Origin of the sequence: Rhodococcus erythropolis R138, from assembly GCF_000696675.2 — a bacterium.
Classification (GTDB): Bacteria; Actinomycetota; Actinomycetes; order Mycobacteriales; family Mycobacteriaceae; genus Rhodococcus_F; species Rhodococcus_F erythropolis.
On record NZ_CP007257.1, the window covers coordinates 288,267 to 304,608 of the forward strand.

Annotated in this window: 10 protein-coding genes and 1 pseudogene; 8 read left to right on the top strand and 3 right to left on the bottom strand. The window is 55.9% G+C overall.

The annotated features are described in order from the left end of the window. From H351_RS30375 to H351_RS30405, 5 genes and pseudogenes are all read left to right on the top strand, one after another. Positions 1–369, top strand: coding sequence for a hypothetical protein (locus H351_RS30375; RefSeq protein WP_037121664.1), 369 nt, complete (start codon positions 1–3; stop codon positions 367–369). A 1,267-nt stretch (positions 370–1,636) separates the two neighbouring features. Next, positions 1,637–2,500 carry a phytanoyl-CoA dioxygenase family protein gene (locus H351_RS30380; RefSeq protein WP_051636671.1) on the top strand — a complete coding sequence of 288 codons (864 nt, stop codon included), beginning with the start codon at positions 1,637–1,639 and terminating at the stop codon, positions 2,498–2,500. A 66-nt stretch (positions 2,501–2,566) separates the two neighbouring features. Beyond that, positions 2,567–3,865, top strand: coding sequence for an NtaA/DmoA family FMN-dependent monooxygenase (locus H351_RS30385; RefSeq protein WP_030003109.1), 1,299 nt, complete (start codon positions 2,567–2,569; stop codon positions 3,863–3,865). Positions 3,866–3,920: 55 nt separating this feature from the next. Further along, complete coding sequence (locus H351_RS30390; RefSeq protein WP_030003108.1) at positions 3,921–4,838, top strand: phytanoyl-CoA dioxygenase family protein; 918 nt, start codon at positions 3,921–3,923, stop codon at positions 4,836–4,838. Between the two features lie 2,142 nt (positions 4,839–6,980). Beyond that, a pseudogene (locus tag H351_RS30405) lies at positions 6,981–7,343 on the top strand (integrase core domain-containing protein); the annotation flags it as partial. A 175-nt stretch (positions 7,344–7,518) separates the two neighbouring features. Here the strand turns inward: H351_RS30405 and H351_RS31740 are convergent. Together H351_RS31740 and H351_RS30410 are read right to left on the bottom strand one after the other, a co-directional pair. Then, positions 7,519–8,037 carry a flavin reductase family protein gene (locus H351_RS31740; RefSeq protein WP_338051111.1) on the bottom strand — a complete coding sequence of 173 codons (519 nt, stop codon included), beginning with the start codon at positions 8,035–8,037 and terminating at the stop codon, positions 7,519–7,521. Between the two features lie 87 nt (positions 8,038–8,124). Beyond that, a complete protein-coding gene (locus H351_RS30410) occupies positions 8,125–8,670 on the bottom strand; it encodes an NAD(P)H-dependent oxidoreductase (protein WP_051636668.1) in 546 nt (181 codons plus the stop codon). Positions 8,671–9,530: 860 nt separating this feature from the next. Between H351_RS30410 and H351_RS30415 the strand changes: the two genes are divergently transcribed. The 3 genes from H351_RS30415 to H351_RS33020 all read left to right on the top strand — a co-directional run bounded on the left by H351_RS30415 (position 9,531) and on the right by H351_RS33020 (position 15,224). Then, a complete protein-coding gene (locus H351_RS30415; protein ID WP_158510662.1) occupies positions 9,531–10,991 on the top strand; it encodes an APC family permease in 1,461 nt (486 codons plus the stop codon). 1,303 nt (positions 10,992–12,294) lie between these two features. Next, positions 12,295–14,352, top strand: a complete 2,058-nt coding sequence (locus tag H351_RS30425; RefSeq protein WP_081051253.1) for a primary-amine oxidase — start codon at positions 12,295–12,297, stop codon at positions 14,350–14,352. 233 nt (positions 14,353–14,585) lie between these two features. Further along, entirely contained in the window at positions 14,586–15,224 is a 639-nt protein-coding gene (locus tag H351_RS33020) for a DUF5134 domain-containing protein (RefSeq protein ID WP_420876509.1), read from the top strand. A 495-nt stretch (positions 15,225–15,719) separates the two neighbouring features. On the opposite strand, the gene H351_RS30440 is transcribed toward H351_RS33020, so the two are convergent. Continuing rightward, positions 15,720–16,124 carry a pyridoxamine 5'-phosphate oxidase family protein gene (locus H351_RS30440; protein ID WP_030003100.1) on the bottom strand — a complete coding sequence of 135 codons (405 nt, stop codon included), beginning with the start codon at positions 16,122–16,124 and terminating at the stop codon, positions 15,720–15,722. Between the last annotated feature and the right edge of the window lie 218 nt (positions 16,125–16,342).

Here is a 16,342-nt window from a genome sequence, read left to right on the forward strand (position 1 = left end):
ATGACTACTCTCGCCGAAGATCGCCGTGAGGAATTCAAGAAGAACATCGCAGAGTTGAAGCTGGACAAGAAGCAGGCAGGCGGCGACGCGGCGACGCGCATCGCAGGCCTGGTGCTCATGGTCGTCGGTGTGGTCGGCGCCTTCGTCGTCTACATCTCTTCGCTGACGCTCTCGGACCTACGGGATCTGGTGTCGTACCAGATTCTCACCGTGGTTTTCCTCGCCCTGACAGTGGTCGGTGCTGCGCTCTTCCTGGCCGCATCGGTGGCAAAGGTGCTGCGGCTGTGGTTGGTTCGCCAACTGCTCGAGGGCCAAGCCCAGACAGATCAGATCTCGCAGGCGCTTGACACGGGTGCTCGAAAACTTTGAAATCGACGCTGTAAACAATCAGGAAACGCCCCCTGATGGTCTCCGGCCAGTGGGATGCACGAACGCATCCCACTGGAATCCGATAAATCTTCAAGGTGTTTGCCTTGAGCGAGCGCTACATGGGGAACCGATCCGTGTCAGGTCCTGCCTCGCGTCGAAACGGCAACGGGCGCGCTGGTCCGAGCGTCGGCGGATAGATCGAGGGTATCTTGATCAGGTACTAAAGGCTTCGATGCGTAGATACGCTGCCGCCAAGTTCGGGGACGCGTACAGGCCAGGTGGATGAGGTTTACTGCCGAGGGCGCGTCGTGGGGACACATGGATGCACCTGAAATCGCACTCACGTCGGGTACTGCCCCAAGGATTTGGCCTGCCGGTTTCTTGAATCGTATGAATTAGCATTGGCGTGCCTGCCGTACGACACAAAGGGGCTGGCAGGATGTCCTGCGTAATGAACGCCGCCTCCGGCATCCGCGCCGACGGTCTGACTTTAGACCTTGTTTCATGGTCGACCCTTACCTGACCGAATCAGGAGTGCGGCGTCGCCCGGAGCATTCGCGGGACCAACTGCACGGTGCTTGTTTCGAAGAAGCACGAAGAGAAGGTTGAGCAGAAATGCGGTCTCACCGGATTCCGGCGATCGTGTTTGCCGTGGGTACACGGGACCAAACGAACTAGGTGAGGTATTCCGCGACCACGGCGGGCAAGCAAGCGTCTTCCGATTAATTGGATGTCTTCGACGCCGTGCTCCAACGTCTTGGAAACAGAAAGCTGCTGTGGCGCAACATGTGTGACGGTTTCGCCCGTCGAAGACGCGAACATCCACCCGGCTTCCGAATGCAACGATACGACGGGGTCGTAGGGACGTCAACGATCGGCGAACGGTCGTCTTCTAACTGGCGCTTCGGCGAGGAGCGCCGCGACCGGCCAATCGCGAACATTCTGCAAGGCAGTGCCTTACGTCGGCAGGGCAGGCGCGTGATTTGGCCGCCGAGGGTGCACGCGCGTCGCCGGTTCAGCCAAATTTCACCGGTTGTTTCGTTTTTGTAACATCGGTTCGTTTGTCTTGCTGGGTGCGAGGTTGGGGCATAGGCTCCAAAGCAGAGACTCGGACGATCGTCCGTCTCTGGATGAACAACATTTCGGCGCAGAATATGGCCCTGACGCCATTGGGCAGTGTTGGTCAGTATTTTCGGAACACCAACTGCATCAGACTGTTTGGCGCCCACTTATGTCACATGCTCGACTACAGGAGGCTCAACTCGTCATGTCTGCAACCCTTCACGAAGACCATGAACTGCCCCAATCGGGTCACCTGACTACATCCGCTTCGTTGCAGAGGCTCCCAAATACTGCAACGGTCGAGGAAGTCGTTGCAGTCTTGGACGAACACGGATACGTCATCATCGACGAGCTGGTCTCCGGCGACACAATGGATCGAATCGTGCAGGAGATGCAGCCGCACATCGATTCGTCAGTGCACGGCGATGAGTACTTCAGTGGAACCAAGACCAGGCGTACGGGTCGATTGATGGCGCATTCGCCTACAGCCCGTGAGCTCGTCATGAATCCGCTGGTTCTGGGTGTGGGTCGGAGTTTTCTGTCGGCGTCCCACGGAATTCAACTGGGATCGACCGAAATGATCTCGATCGAACCAGGCCAGACCGCGCAGATGCTGCACATCGACGATATGGTTGCCGGCGAATATCCGTATACGCCCGACTTCAAGATCTACTGCAACAATATCTGGGCTGTCACCGACATCACCGAGGCAAACGGTGGGACGCGCATCGTGCCCGGCAGTCACAAGAAGCAGTTCGAAGAGCAGAGTTACACCCAGGCCGACACGGTGCCCGTCGAGATGAGCAAGGGTTCTCTTTTGATTTTCTCGGGCAAGCTCGTTCACGGTGGCGGTGCCAACACCACAACCGATGAGATCCGCCGGGCGCTCTCGCTGCCGTACATCGTGTCTTGGATGCGGCAGGAAGAAAATCAATACCTGGCTTGTCCGCAAAAGATCGCCCGCACTCTGCCCACCGACTTGTTGAGGGTCATGGGATACGACGCGTTATACGGCATGGGCCACGCGGGCGCATTGTCGGATCCGTTGCCGGCGCTCTTCGAAGAATGAGCTCGACCGCCACATTGGCTTCGCATTCCACAGTATAGAACCAGCCACTATCTGAAAGTTGTACCCATGTCCAACAGTAAGTTTCACCTCGGCTACTTCACCAAGTTCGGAGCACCCGCGTGGGGGTTGGATTCCGAAGAGAACAAGACAATCGGCGCAGACTGGTCCGATGGCTCGTACCATATTGAACTTGCTCGTCGGCTCGAAGCGGCCAAGTTCGACTTTATTCTCTTCGAGGACACCCTGACTATCGCTGAAACGTACGGCAGTTCGATGGAAATGGACTTGAAGCACGCGGTGTATTCGCCGAAGCATGACCCGATGCCGTTGATGGCGTTGATGGCCCAAGCTACCGAGCATATCGGTGTGATCGGTACTGCATCGACAACGGCTTATCCGCCGTTCCTCCTGGCGCGGCTGTTCTCCACGCTGGACTCGCTGAGTCGCGGGCGTGTGGGCTGGAATGTTGTCACGTCGAGTGAGAAGAATATGGCTCTCAACTTCGGATTGGATGCATTGCCGCCACACGCAACTCGATACGAGGCCGCTGACGAATATCTGGAGTTGGCAAACAAGCTCTGGGAGTCATGGGAGGAGGGGGCGTTGGTTGCTGACCCGGAAACGGGCGTGTACGTCGACCACAACAAGGTCCACACAGTCGATTTCGAGGGCAAGTTCCACAAATCTCGGGGACCTTTGAATACTGTGCGTTCACCGCAGGTCAAGCCTGTTATTTGCCAGGCCGGTGCGTCTTCTCGTGGTCGTGCCTTTGCAGCCAAGTATGCGGAAGTAATCGTGGGGCTGGCTGCTGACGGTGTCGAAGAAATGAAGGCGTTCCGGGATGATGTGCGGGCACGAATGGTGGGTTATGGCCGCAACCCCGACGATTGCAAGATCGTTTACCTGACACCTGTTCACTTCACCGGTCCAGCAGTGAAGCCCAGGGCTCACAGCGACGCTGCATTCGAGTACTCGATCGTCATGGCGGCTACCGCGATGGACGTCGATTTCTCGAAGTACGATCTCGACGGCCCAGTCGACCAGAGCATGGAAGCCGGCGGCCACACGAGCGCGATGGATTACATCAAGGGCCAGGGACTCGAGGGTAAGACCCTTCGCCAAGCCCTCGACTTCGGGAACAACACGAGCGGACTCGATCTCTCCGGCGCCCCGGAGGTAATCGCCGAGCAGATGGTCGACGCGATGAACGAGGTCGGCGGCGACGGATTCCTCATCGAAGGGGCTGGCCTAGCCTCGCATCTGGGAACACTGACTGACGAGCTGATCCCGGCTTTGCAAAGGGCTGGCGCGGTGCGCGATCAGTACAAGGGTGACACCCTCCGCAACGTACTTCACGAGTTCTAATCCATCCGCGACTTACCCTCGACGAGCCCCACACCACCGACCAAGGACGGAAACAATGGCCACAGACACCACAATTCACACAAATACGGACAGCAGCAGTTCGAAGCCGACCTTCGTCCCCCTCGACTTTGCCGGACCATTGCCCACGCCGACGGACAGCGTCGATCAGGCGAAAGCGGACCTCGATCGTGCCGGATACGCCATTCTCACCGGTGCAATCCCACTCGATCAGATTCGTCAGATGCGGCAGATCCTGGCTGACGAAATTGTCCGCGAAACCGCAATAGACGAAGCAGCGATCAGCGGCGGAGCGTTCGACCCGGACAAGAAGAACCGTCGCCTCAATCGTCTCCCGAACAGGCACCCGTTGTTCCGCGATATTTTGGAGCATCCAGTCGTGCTGGAACTGACTAAGTACATTCTTGGCCCCACGGTGGGCAATGAGAGCTATCTGGTGCACAGTTACGATGCAAATGTCACCCGCCCCGGTAGCGGTCAGCAAGCCATTCACACCGATGCCAGCACCGGAATCCGCCACCAGCCGGCCCCATTCCAGGCTCGGTTCATCTGGACATTGGACGAGTTCGAGGAAGAGAACGGGGCGACCAGAATTGTGCCTGGTAGCCATCTCGCAGACGTCGACATCACGGGCGCTACGCACTACGAATCCATTCCTGCCATTGCGCCGCTCGGGTCACTGATCATCTACACGGACAAGCTTTTACATGGTGCAGGGGCGAACATTTCGACCGACCGTGAACGAGCTTCCCTCAACCTCGGCTACTGCATGCCATGGCACCGGCCGATGATCAATTTTCCAGTTATCGTTGAGCCTAAGGTCATGCAGGGAGCGTCGGTCGCGCTCCGCCAACTGCTCGGTTACAGCGAAACAACCATCGGCTATTACGAACGATGGGACGGCGCTGGCAGCGAGCTTCGTGAACTCTGCGTCTCACCCACGATGGCCTACTAGTTCCACCGCATCTGCCTGCCGAGGGAGCGATGGATTCATGTCGTGGCGCCACCTGGTGCAGTTCTCGGCCAACCAATGGTTTGCTGTGAAGTCTGCCTGTGCAGGTGTGCACTCGAACATGCATACCAGCACAGGTGGAGGTAAATGATGTGGGATTCAACGTGTTCCAAATTTCGGGATGCCGTCGAAGCAGACCTTTGGACCTTTCTCCATCATAAATATTCGAGGGGCATTTCAGGACGCGCTCACGGACGCTGAACATTGCGGGGGATGTCGTCTCGTGACGGGTTGTGGAGGCGCTTCCGTCCCTGGGGAGCTCGGATGTCGACTCGGAACGGCGACGCCGAGCACCAGATGGATGCCGAGGCAAACCTTCGCTCCAGTCAACGGCCGTGTATGGGCCAGGCCCAACCAGTGGACACAACACCATGGCGGAGGTGTCGTGTGAGACGACAAGCTGGGCTGGATGAGGTGGCAGCCTCGACGGGGTAAGCGAGATGAGGTCTCAGACGAACCTCGGTAGATTCATCCCCGGCATGGCGGGAGGGCTCACAATGTGATTCCGGACGGCTCACATTGTGAGTGCCTCTGCCGGATTGAGGGTGCGCAGCTGACCTGGTGGGTTGCTCAGCGCGGTCGGGTGAGATCGTCCTAGTGGCCGTTCGGGGTCCTCGGTTGCGTGCAACCATTGCGCGGTGGCCAACGACACCTCGGTACCTGGGGCTGGGCCATTGTCGATGAGTTCGTTCTAGTAGTCGGCGTTCAGTCCTTTCGGCGAGGGTTTGATGCTCCACGGGTTCGCAACTCGTATCAGCACTGGTTACGGAGTAGTTGACGAGATGGTCGACCTTGCGGATTCCATTCGACTGCCTCGAGATCAAGGGTGAGCCGGCGACGAGCAGATGTTGCCAGCAGAATTCGTATTGAGTCGACGGAATTGCCCACGTGGGTTTCGGTGGTCGGGGCCGCTCAGCCGCAGGACAGCATGGTCTGAGTCCGCGTGCGTAGTACTTCTGGTGCACACGCCAGCACTGCTTCGAGCGTCACTATTATCGTGACGCCGAGCCTTGACGTCGGTATCGTGCGGAACCTTATGTTGGCGAATCATTTCCACAGTGCTATCAACAGTTAACGGTTCGGGTGGTGAACCCTGCGATCACTGCTTTCGCTGCATTCTGGGCGTCGATTGTGTCAAATTTCACGGCGAGTCGGCGTATCTGTCGATCCAGGTGGGGAAACTTCGACGGCCAGATCGGCCAAGAAGCCGCAGGCGAGTGAAAGAGCGCAGCACCAACGGATCCCGTGCTCTCGAGACCGAATGATGCGGGTTGCCCGGATGACTCAGCCCACGAGAGCAACTGAGAAATCCAATTTAGTCGGTTGGGACGCTGATTGGGTAGACGACAAACTGGCGATGGTGTCGAATACTGCACTGGGAATGCACGTATCGGTGTGGTGTCGCCTTCTCCAAGGCTGCGACGAGATCCCCGGCCGTGACGGACCGTTCGACCATGTTGAGTACGGACTGCCGTGTGTGTTCGTCGACCATTGACGCGACCAAAGAACCTCCGGCAGTCGGTGGTGGTCGAACTGGAAGTCGATCGCCCACACAATCTTCGGTGCATGTGCATCGATAAATCGGGGTGGTTGAAGCGCCGGCTCGTTTGCGGATTTTGCGGACCTTCACCCGCAATCCTTCCTCGCGCCAGAGTCGTTGCACCTTGTTTCTTGTTAATCATTCAGCCCATGGCACTCAAGTCCGCCCACGCCCGACGAAACCCCTTGCGGGCATTCGCTTTGGCCCAGTCTCGCAACCACTCCCGCAGATCGGCGTGCGGATCGGCCGGTGTGTTCCTCGCTGGCGTTTTCCGTTGAGTCGATCGCGGTTGCCCGACAACCTTGCAGGCGAAACGCTGTGAGAGGCCCATCTTTTTCTGGAGCATGCCGACAGCGTTTCGCGTGGCGGTCGGACTCAGAATTTTCCAGTGATGATGGTTGTGGGCGCGGATCCGAATGGCCTGAGCCGAAACTTTCCTTTCATAGCAGCGATTGCCCGCGACCCATCACTGCCCCGTCCACCCTGGCCGTGGTGCTCAACCTACGGAAAGGACACTGCATGGGCCGGCGCAACGGCCATCGATTTTCATGCACAACGCCCGCGTGTTCTTCGCCGCGCACGGCATCACCCGTATCGAGCGCGTGATCACAGACAACGGATCATGTTATCAGGCAGCTGATTTCACGGCTTTACTCGGAAACCCTCGACACCAACGGATCAGGCCGTACACCCCGAAACGCAATTGGGAGGTCGAACGCTACAACCGCATCCTCGCCGGAGAACTGCTCTACTCACGCGAATGCACCAGCGAAGCTGAGCGGCGCACCGCGGTCGAAATCTGGATCATCCACTACAATTATCACCGACCGCATTCAATACGCGGAGGACGACCGCCCGCCGCCTACCATTGGCACCGGGTCACCAACGTCCGTTCCTCCTATAATTAGTCCCCTTTCCATATCGAATCTAATCAGCCTTCGTATTCGGCAGAATTATTTCTGGGCAATTTGAGTTCCCTGGGAAATCCGACCCGCGAACGGCGATTTCATTTAGTGTAAATGCTCAATTTTCGGAAACGTGTGTTTAGATTACCGCATCCGCACTCGTAACGCATAGTTAAAATCAATTCAATGGCCTGAATCGGGACCCATGGTAAACGAGTGGATCCAGATCGTGGTCTGACATGACGCTGTGAACCTGTAATACGATTACGTCGTGATCTCCCGCCTCATGCGTGGCGTAAACGCTACAGTCCAACCAGATAGAAGCTCCTGAAAAGAACAAAGCATCTGTCTCAGTTCTTTTTAAGGGGACGTTGCTGAAGCGAGTCTCGCGTTCCCCTGATAATTGACGGCAAAGAGATCCTTGTTCATTTCCCAGGACGGATACACCCAAATGTTGGGCTTGGCGAAGACTTGGCCACGATTGTGATGATTTTTGGACTGAAAAGAGCACGAGAGGTGGCTCAAATGAAACGCCGACGGTAAACGAGGACGATATGAGAACGAAATCTTCTCCCTGAATTGTCGCGGCAATTGCCGCAACTCCAGAAGGATAATGTCCGAATACTCTTCGTAAGGTCGCGGGGTCTGATGCGAGCGGCACGAGGTACATATTTTCCTTTTCGGCTGACGAGTGCATGGTTCCTACCTTGGCGGAGTTCTAGAGTAGTTCTTAGCAGATGTATTGAGTAGCTGGATATTCGGTGACGAGAGGTCTAATCGGTGTTCAGGCTCCGACAGTCTTCGTTGAGGGTTCACTAATCGCCGCGGAGATGGTCGCCACCCGGCGGAGCGATGTCGAATTTAGTTCAATCCAAGTTCGAATTCTATCGGCGACTCGATCCATGTCGCTCATTACAAAGTAAAAACCGCGCGAGGGGATGGATGCGCCCAACTCGACTAGGAGCGGACGTAAATTTACTTCCGGACCCATGGAGTGTGTGAGGTCTCCACCAGTCATTAAGGGAATGGCTATGATATCTTTGAGGCCATCAGCGGGAAGTCGATCGAGGAAAGCCTTCAGCATACCGGTATAAGTTGCTTTATAAGTGGGTGATGCAACGATGAGCAGATCGCATTCGGTGATCGTTTCAATAAAATCGGACATCACGTTTGATGGCCACGCGAAAATTTGATCGGCATGCGCGGGCAGATCAATGATTGTTAGATCATAGGTGCCTTCTATTAGTAGCTGTTTTACGAGAGCTTCGGCGATTCCTAATGTGCGTGATTCGCTTTTCGGGTTACCGCAAAGGATGCATATCTTTAACATGGACTTCCGCTCCAAACACTTGTTTTTTGTCGGGGAACTTATCCTTTATTCGTGCTGAGAGTCAGAAGTCCTGACATCTGGATCAGCGTGATTTCGGAAAAGTGGTCCACCGAGGTTGGGTGTCTCGGTTGGCGTGCAGCGTCTCATGCTGTCCTCCGCAGAATATCACCTGATCACTCATCCGTCTCCCCGTTGAAGGATTGGGTGCTTGGCGAGTTGCCTTGTGAAGCATCGCGAGAGTTCACCGACTGGGGTCAGCACCTGTGGGTGTTAGGCCATAGGCAGAGAACAGCCAAAAGCAGCGAACTGCGGTGGACCGACAGTCGCCTGCGCGGTTACCCGACGTGCCGGCGCGGTGTTCTCGCCACACGGGCAGACGGCACCTGGCGAGAATGGAGAGCGCGACGCGCCTGGACAGGCAGGGGAGTAGGCGTATGAGTTCGACTGTGCAGTGCGCGTCGGCGGCGGACTTTCCGAACAGAGATGAGGAGCACCGGGGCGGTGGCATGTCTTTCAGGATGGACGGGCATCCCCAAGCGTGAAGTGTGCTGGGACCCGAAACGCGGCTGCTGACCTGCGTATGTTCGGCATAGCGCGCTGGCTCCGTCAGAGCCCGTGTGTTCCGCAAGCAGTGCGACTGGCGTCGTGTGGATCCTAAAGTTTAATTAAAATTGGATCCAATTGTGAAGCCATGATGTAATCTCCAGAGGGCAACCGGCCGCTGTACTCGCAATGGAGCGAATGGGTGGGCGTTGATGTGTCCCGAACTAGTTGAAGGTGAACTCAATGATCACGAACACAGTTCTGTCATTTTCTCCTGAGAAGCAAGTGTTTCTTGCGCGATCTCCGGAGTGCGGTCTGTGACCGCCGCGGCACCCGAAAACATCGGGGATGCGACCGGAGATCCTAGGAAGGCGGCGTCTTCGATCGAGGTACCGCTTGATCCACATCCAGGTGGAGGATTGCGTTGGTACCACGGGGTCGGCGCAGTGGGTGGGGTGGTTGCTGCACCTTTTGCGGTGGGGCTGTATTACCCCATTCTCGGAACCTGGGGTGCTGTACTCGTTTACGGCATTCTTGCACTTGTCGCATTCTTGATGAATAAATTGTTCGCGGAGATGGCCGGGATGTTCCCCACCAAACAGGGAGGAATAACAATTTATGCGAGTGAGGCCTTCACGGGCCGAGTTCGTTGGGTTTCTGTCGTAACGACCTTCAGCTACTGGATGGGCTATTCCTTCGGCTTGAGCTTCATGGCCACATCGATTACCTATATCGTCCAAGCGCAATGGTGGCTCGCTGGAATACCGGAGTGGACAATTATTGGCCTGACATTGACTGGGGATAAGGTTGTCAGCATTGGAGCCATCTTGCTTGCAGCAGCGCTCGCGTACCTCGGCCCAAAGGTGTTCGCGCGAATCAGCCTCATCTCCACGGCTGCGCTTGGCATCATTATCGTCCTAGCCTGTTTGTCTCCATTATTTGCTCTGGATGATCTGCAGATCTCCACAGCTGCGTTGGCGTCGCCGGGTTGGATGACGTTCGCTGTCATGTTGTATGTTGTCGCGACGAGTGTCTTCGGTACTGAACTTATTGCTACCATGGCGCCGTCCTTTCGAAATATCGTTCATGACACCAGACGGGCGCTACGTGTGGCTGGCGTACTAGTTCTGCTTTCGGTGATCATTGTTCCGATCTCTGCAACGGCTGTTCTCGGAGAAGACGTCGTAAGCCAGAACCCTCTCAATTTTCCGTCGCTCGTTGTGGCGTCTATATTTGGAGGATCGTCGACAGTAGTAATGATCGTAAATATCGTACAAATGACGATGACATTCAATCTCATGGTGATTGTTATCAGTGGCGTATCGCAATTGTTATGTGCGATGGCCGAGGAAAATTTGACGCTCCGTCAAATAGGGCAACGTAGCAAGTCGGGCGCGCCAGTTGTAGCAATTCTAATTGCAACGATCATGAATGTCCTACTACTTTTGATTGCTGAAAATCCTGTGGCAATCTTACTGGCAAGTAACTTTGGTTACGTTCTTGCTATAATTCTAGTTATAGTTTCGTACATTATCTTGAAGCGACGAGCGTTATTGCGCGATACTTCTGGCCTGCTTCGGGTCCGACTAGGTGTTCCGATTGCCATCATCGTGCTCTGTGTAGTGGGAACATCTTTTGTTTGTGCGATTCTGTTTCCTAGCCTTGTCGGCGGAACCTTCAGTGAATCCTCGTTGTCCTTCGTGATATTGGCTGTGGCAATGCTCGCCTTCCTTTATCGGCACAAAATTCAGGATCAATCGCAATCAGACCGGATCTGATTCGCCGTCCGGTAACAGTCTTAGGATCTCTCGTCTGCGAATTCGTTCGGCTGCTCCACGCCGGAATATGCAATGACTATTTGTCTATCTATGTCGTTGCCGACCCTCGTCAGCTATGCGGTGACGGACCGGTTCGACCACGCCAGACTTGGACAAGACAACATCTGCGACTGCGCTGGGGAGACTGCAATGGGCCTGCGGTTGAGGGTCAAAGGGGCGACTCAAGTCGCCGGCCGGTTTATGGAGTTCCAGAAGGCAGTCGCTTGGCGTCATCCTTTCGTCCCCAGCGCGCCGTTCCGCGAGTTGAGACTTGGACGAGCTAGCGGGTCTTATCCGATCCGCATGAGGGCGCGACCGGTACGTTAGCGCGAAGTGTTTGGCGAGACGGTACCGTTCCATTCCGGACTGATCGAACACTGAGTCACGTTCTCAGGTGAAGCGATGGCGAAAGCAGACTTTGCCCTAGAGACGGGTGCGCGTTCGCCTGCCGATGACTTTGTGCTCGTTACAGGGTTGCTGCCGCTATGTAAATCGTTCGTCGTGTTGACGGCGGTGTCTCCTCGTCGTAGGCTGAAAGCATAGAGTCGGACGATCGTTCGACTGTCCAGTTTCTGAAACTTCTTGTCCGCCAAAGCTGTCATGAAGCTGCCGATGTTGCTGGCAGCGTCTTGCAGTTGTTGGTCGAGAGGAAGGGGGCTCCCTGATCTGGCCGACGAGATTGTCACCGCCCGCAATCGCTCGTCGACGTGAAAGTCCTGCCAGCTGAAGCCGCAATGGCTTCACGTTACGGTCGGCGCAGTCGAACTGCCTAATGCAACGGCGAGGCAGCGAATCCGCGGGTATCGCCTACACCTAGCCGCGACCCTTGCATCGTCGAGAATGCGGGCCCTCGGCCGGGTAGACCTCGAATTCTATTGCTCATCATTCGGGGGTCTCGCCGAATGCATTCGGTCAAATACACCCGACCTCCTTGCGCCCATCCGTCCGCGAAATCGGCAGCTACTGCCGGAAACTGATCGCCACCTAGTTGGCCGCAGGGAAAATTTTTGTGTAACAACTGAATTCGCACTATTCCAAGCTGCGTCGAGCCCGCGGTCGTTGGGAATGGTTGCGGCTCTGTATCGACACGCTCGGCTCTCGACACATCCAAGTGAATGACCGATGGCCTCGACCGGAAGAACGCCAGCAGCTTCCGGAAACCGGTGCGATGTGTGGCTGCAGGCACCGTGCATGAACGAATTTTGGTTTCCACCGCTACATCGAGTCTGGACACTCGGCACACAATAAGGAGAACTTCGACCGTATGAACACTAGGAACCTCGACGTCGCAGCAGAACAACGCCAGCTAGCCAGTGTCGTTCACCCGCTTGCCTCGCTCAGTAGTGAAGAGATAGACGTTGTTCGCGGGATCGTCGCAAATATGCCCGACTTCACAGAAAACACACGATTCTCCTACGTGGGACTCGAAGAGCCGATCAAAAGCGATGTGTTTGCATGGGAGTCAGGAGAAGCTCCCGCACCCGACAGGAGAGCACGTGTCTGGCTGCACGATCTTGATAAGGGAGTGTCAACCGACTCGGTAGTCTCACTCACTACCGGCCTTGTGGTCAAGACCGCTGTAGTCGACGGTTCGGAAGGCCAGCTCCCAGTTCTCGACACCGAAGCCATGAATATTATCGCTATTCTCGCTTCAGATGAGGGTTGGGTCGCCGCTCTGGCTACGCGCGGATTGACGACTGGTGACGTGCAAATCATGCCTCTCTCTGCTGGTCATTACGGTTACCCGGACGAGGACGGCCTACGTGTTGTAAGGTGTCTGGCGTTCAAACAGGACTACCCGGCGGATCATATCTGGGCACACCCAGTCGATGGTCTCTCGGTCTACCTCGACCTCCTGCAAGGCGTCGTTCTGAAAATCATCGATACGCGTATTTTCGATGTGCCTGCCGAGAGTGGAAATTACGATGATCCCGAGATCCAGGGTGCGCCACTCCAGGGCCTCAAGCCGATCAAAATTACTCAGCCCGAGGGTCCTAGCTTTACAGTGGACGGAGAGCACATCGCTTGGGGTAACTGGAAATTGCGGCTCGGATTCGATGTCCGTGAGGGCCTGATATTGCACCAACTGAGCTTTGCTGATGAGGGCGTGGATCGACCGATCATGTATCGAGGGTCCATCAGCGAGATGGTTGTGCCATACGGCGATCCGAGTCCAAATCGATTCTGGCAGAACTATTTCGATGCCGGCGAGTTCCTTTACGGACGGTTCACGAACTCGCTCGCGCTTGGATGCGACTGCGTCGGTGAGATTAAGTACTTCGACGCTGTTTTCGCTGATGAGCTAGGTGCGCCACGCGTGGTCGAGAACGCCATTTGTATGCATGAAGAAGACTTCGGCTCGCTATGGAAGCACACGGATCTCTTCACGGGGGCTCACGAGGTTCGTCGCTCTCGGCGACTCGTCATCTCCTTCTTTACGACGGTGGGAAATTACGATTACGGTTTCTTCTGGTATCTCTATCTCGACGGGACAATTGAATGCGAAGCCAAACTTACTGGTGTCGTGTTCACTTCGGCGTACCCAGGCGACAACGCCGACGGAACTCCCTACCCGTACGCCTCACAGATCGCGCCTGGGCTCGGTGCGCCTTATCATCAGCATTTGTTCAACGCACGGCTCGATATGACTATCGATGGTACTTCCAACGTAGTCAACGAGATCGACGCTGTTCGGCTACCGGTGTCAGCAACAAATCCTCACGGCAATGCCTTCACCAAATCGAGCTCGCCCATCACTTCGGAAGCCGTCTCCGGTCGTGTCGCGGACGGTAGTCGAGGGCGCGTGTGGCAGATCGCGTCGACCGATGCGACGAACCGGCTAGGCCAGCCGACATCATATGTGTTGCACCCCACAGACGCGCCGACGTTGATGATGGACCCATCGTCTTCTGTCGCAAAGCGGGCGACCTTCGGTGCCAAGCATTTGTATGTAACGCGATATGATCCGGCCGAACGTTACGCTGCGGGCGACTTCGTGAATATGCACCCCGGTGGCGGTGGCATTCCCGAGTTTATTGCTGATGACGAACCCCTCGTCGGTGAGGACCTTGTTCTGTGGCACACCTTTGCCCTGACTCACTTTCCGCGCTCGGAGGATTGGCCGATCATGCCGATGGATTACGCGAGATTCACACTCAAGCCATATAATTTCTTCGACAAGAATCCCACGTTGAACGTGCCCGCACCGGTTGGTGAGGGTCACTGCATCGCGTCAAGCGATCAGGCTTGCGGGGAGGTTCGCTCTGGGCTCGGAGTACGCGAGGATCACTGTGTTGACGGAGACGGATCGCCCTTACCCTGAGGGCTTTTCAACTTTGCCGGTTTCAAGATCTAACGCTGACGGGAGGTGCGGAGCGGCGTCGCAGACCACCTCCCGTCCGCCAAGGCGCCGCTTTTGGGGTTTCGTGGTGCGCAGTGAGTGCCTAAAGGAGGGAGGGTGCGGTGATTGTGGATCTGCCACTACGGTGGGTTGCCACGATTCTCTTCGGATTCGTGCTTGGATATTCCCTGTATTGCATCTGGTCCGTCCAGAGTGTGGCTCAGAGAGTAAATCATGGGTTTCATGTCGCTGCATCCCTGGCGATGCTTGCGATGGTCTGGCCAGGGTTTCCCCGAATTCCGGTAACACTCCAAGTAGTTTTCTTCGCCGTCGGAGTAGGTTGGTTCGCGGTCTCAGCTGTGCGATCGCGCTGCGGTTTTGTGAAGAGAATTAACACTACGTATCTGCGCCAATCGCACGTTAGCTTCTATCACTCATTGATGATGATGGCGATGCTGTGGATGGTCTTCGTCATGACGGGTGGAGCCTCCGGAAGCTTAATTAAACACGACCATTCGACTGAATTCACTCATCCCATGGCTCCGCCCGCGGCCCGAATCCCAGGACACGCGCAACACCGCGAAGGAATCGTTCTACCGTCGGTATCAGCGTCAGCGGACTGGGACTGGATATCAGCAGTGACACTTGCGATCGCTCTTACCTTTGCAGCGGCATCTGTAATCTGGTTTTACGGTCCTGCACACGCAGCGGGGGATTTGAGACCCCCGTTAACATCCGCGGCGATCCCGATAACCACTGTCAAGCTCCATGATTCGAGCAAATTGACGTCGATGGCAGCAAGTGAGGCTGGCATGGCGGCGGGCATGGCAATCATGACTTTGCTTCTTATCTGAGAATGCCGGCACCCGCGGAGTCGGGCAGAGTAGGCAAGCAGCAAGCGCCCGCCGCGTATATGTGGGTTGCCTGCGATCTTTTTTCTTTCCGTCGCCGGAGAAGTTTTTCGACAATGCTACCCAGTGCCGTTCGTGTGGCTATTTGCGCTGATAGTGAGTGGACCAGGTTTGGCTGTTCATCGAGTCACCAGGAATCTTTGAGCGACTTGTTCGGCAACAAAGCCGCCGAACTTGCAGCGGCACAGAATTTTTTGCGAGTCGCTTTCAGAAGCGTTCGCAAAGTGCCGGAACACCTGAGCATTTGGGACGTTCAGCACCTGTCTCTCCCGGAGAGAAGTGAGGCGGCCGGCTTTGCTTTGCCCGAGGTATGCTCGGCCCGCGACCCCGGAACTGAAGTCGGACTTCCTGGCCTCATCGTCGCCCTTAACTTTGCCGGTGTCGCGGACGGAGCTACCTCGCATATACCTAGACGTTACATTCACGCGCGTTCGTTACTCAACCTTCTATCCCGATGAACCGTTCCGGAAGCATTTCGATGATAATGTAGTCGTCCTGCTCGTTTATTTCCACGTACTGAGGAACTTCCTCTTCTGAAACATATCTTCTCGCTATTTCTCGGGTAACCGCATTCGTCGCATCGGTAGTGCCCACTACCGAGCCTTCAGCTCGCACAAATTTGTATGGCGGCTGCTCGTCCTGGACAACGAAGGAAAAAGTGCCGGCTGCTGCGATCAGCTTTGCCTTTGCTGAATTTCGCGCGGTCCAGATTCGCAGAGTTCCTGCAGGTGTGTAGTCGTACCAGATGGGCGTTGCGAACGGCGCTCGATCGCCTCGCCCAACCGCGAGCACACCCACGTGAAGTTCTGATAAGAACTGCTGCTTTTCTTCTAGCGACTTCATTACATCTCCATATGTGTTGGCGGAATAAACCACGTAATGTCGAAATTTCAGTAAGACGCAAAGCCAGAGTCGGTATTAGTTAGATGGTTCGGATGTGGCCGTATTCCTCGGGGACAAGGTATGGCTAAATCGGTGGGTGAAAAGTAGCCGCGTGTAGCGCCTGTCGTACGGCTTGGGAGATTGAAACCATCACCTGCTGCAGCAGGTGATCAGGTAAT

Coding starts and splice junctions, on each gene's coding strand:
- H351_RS30440 (WP_030003100.1), bottom strand. CDS start 16,124: ATGAAGTCGCTAGAAGAAAAGCAGCAGTTCTTATCAGAACTTCACGTG.
- H351_RS30390 (WP_030003108.1), top strand. CDS start 3,921: ATGGCCACAGACACCACAATTCACACAAATACGGACAGCAGCAGTTCG.
- H351_RS30425 (WP_081051253.1), top strand. CDS start 12,295: ATGAACACTAGGAACCTCGACGTCGCAGCAGAACAACGCCAGCTAGCC.
- H351_RS30375 (WP_037121664.1), top strand. CDS start 1: ATGACTACTCTCGCCGAAGATCGCCGTGAGGAATTCAAGAAGAACATC.
- H351_RS30380 (WP_051636671.1), top strand. CDS start 1,637: ATGTCTGCAACCCTTCACGAAGACCATGAACTGCCCCAATCGGGTCAC.
- H351_RS30410 (WP_051636668.1), bottom strand. CDS start 8,670: ATGTTAAAGATATGCATCCTTTGCGGTAACCCGAAAAGCGAATCACGC.
- H351_RS30385 (WP_030003109.1), top strand. CDS start 2,567: ATGTCCAACAGTAAGTTTCACCTCGGCTACTTCACCAAGTTCGGAGCA.
- H351_RS31740 (WP_338051111.1), bottom strand. CDS start 8,037: ATGCACTCGTCAGCCGAAAAGGAAAATATGTACCTCGTGCCGCTCGCA.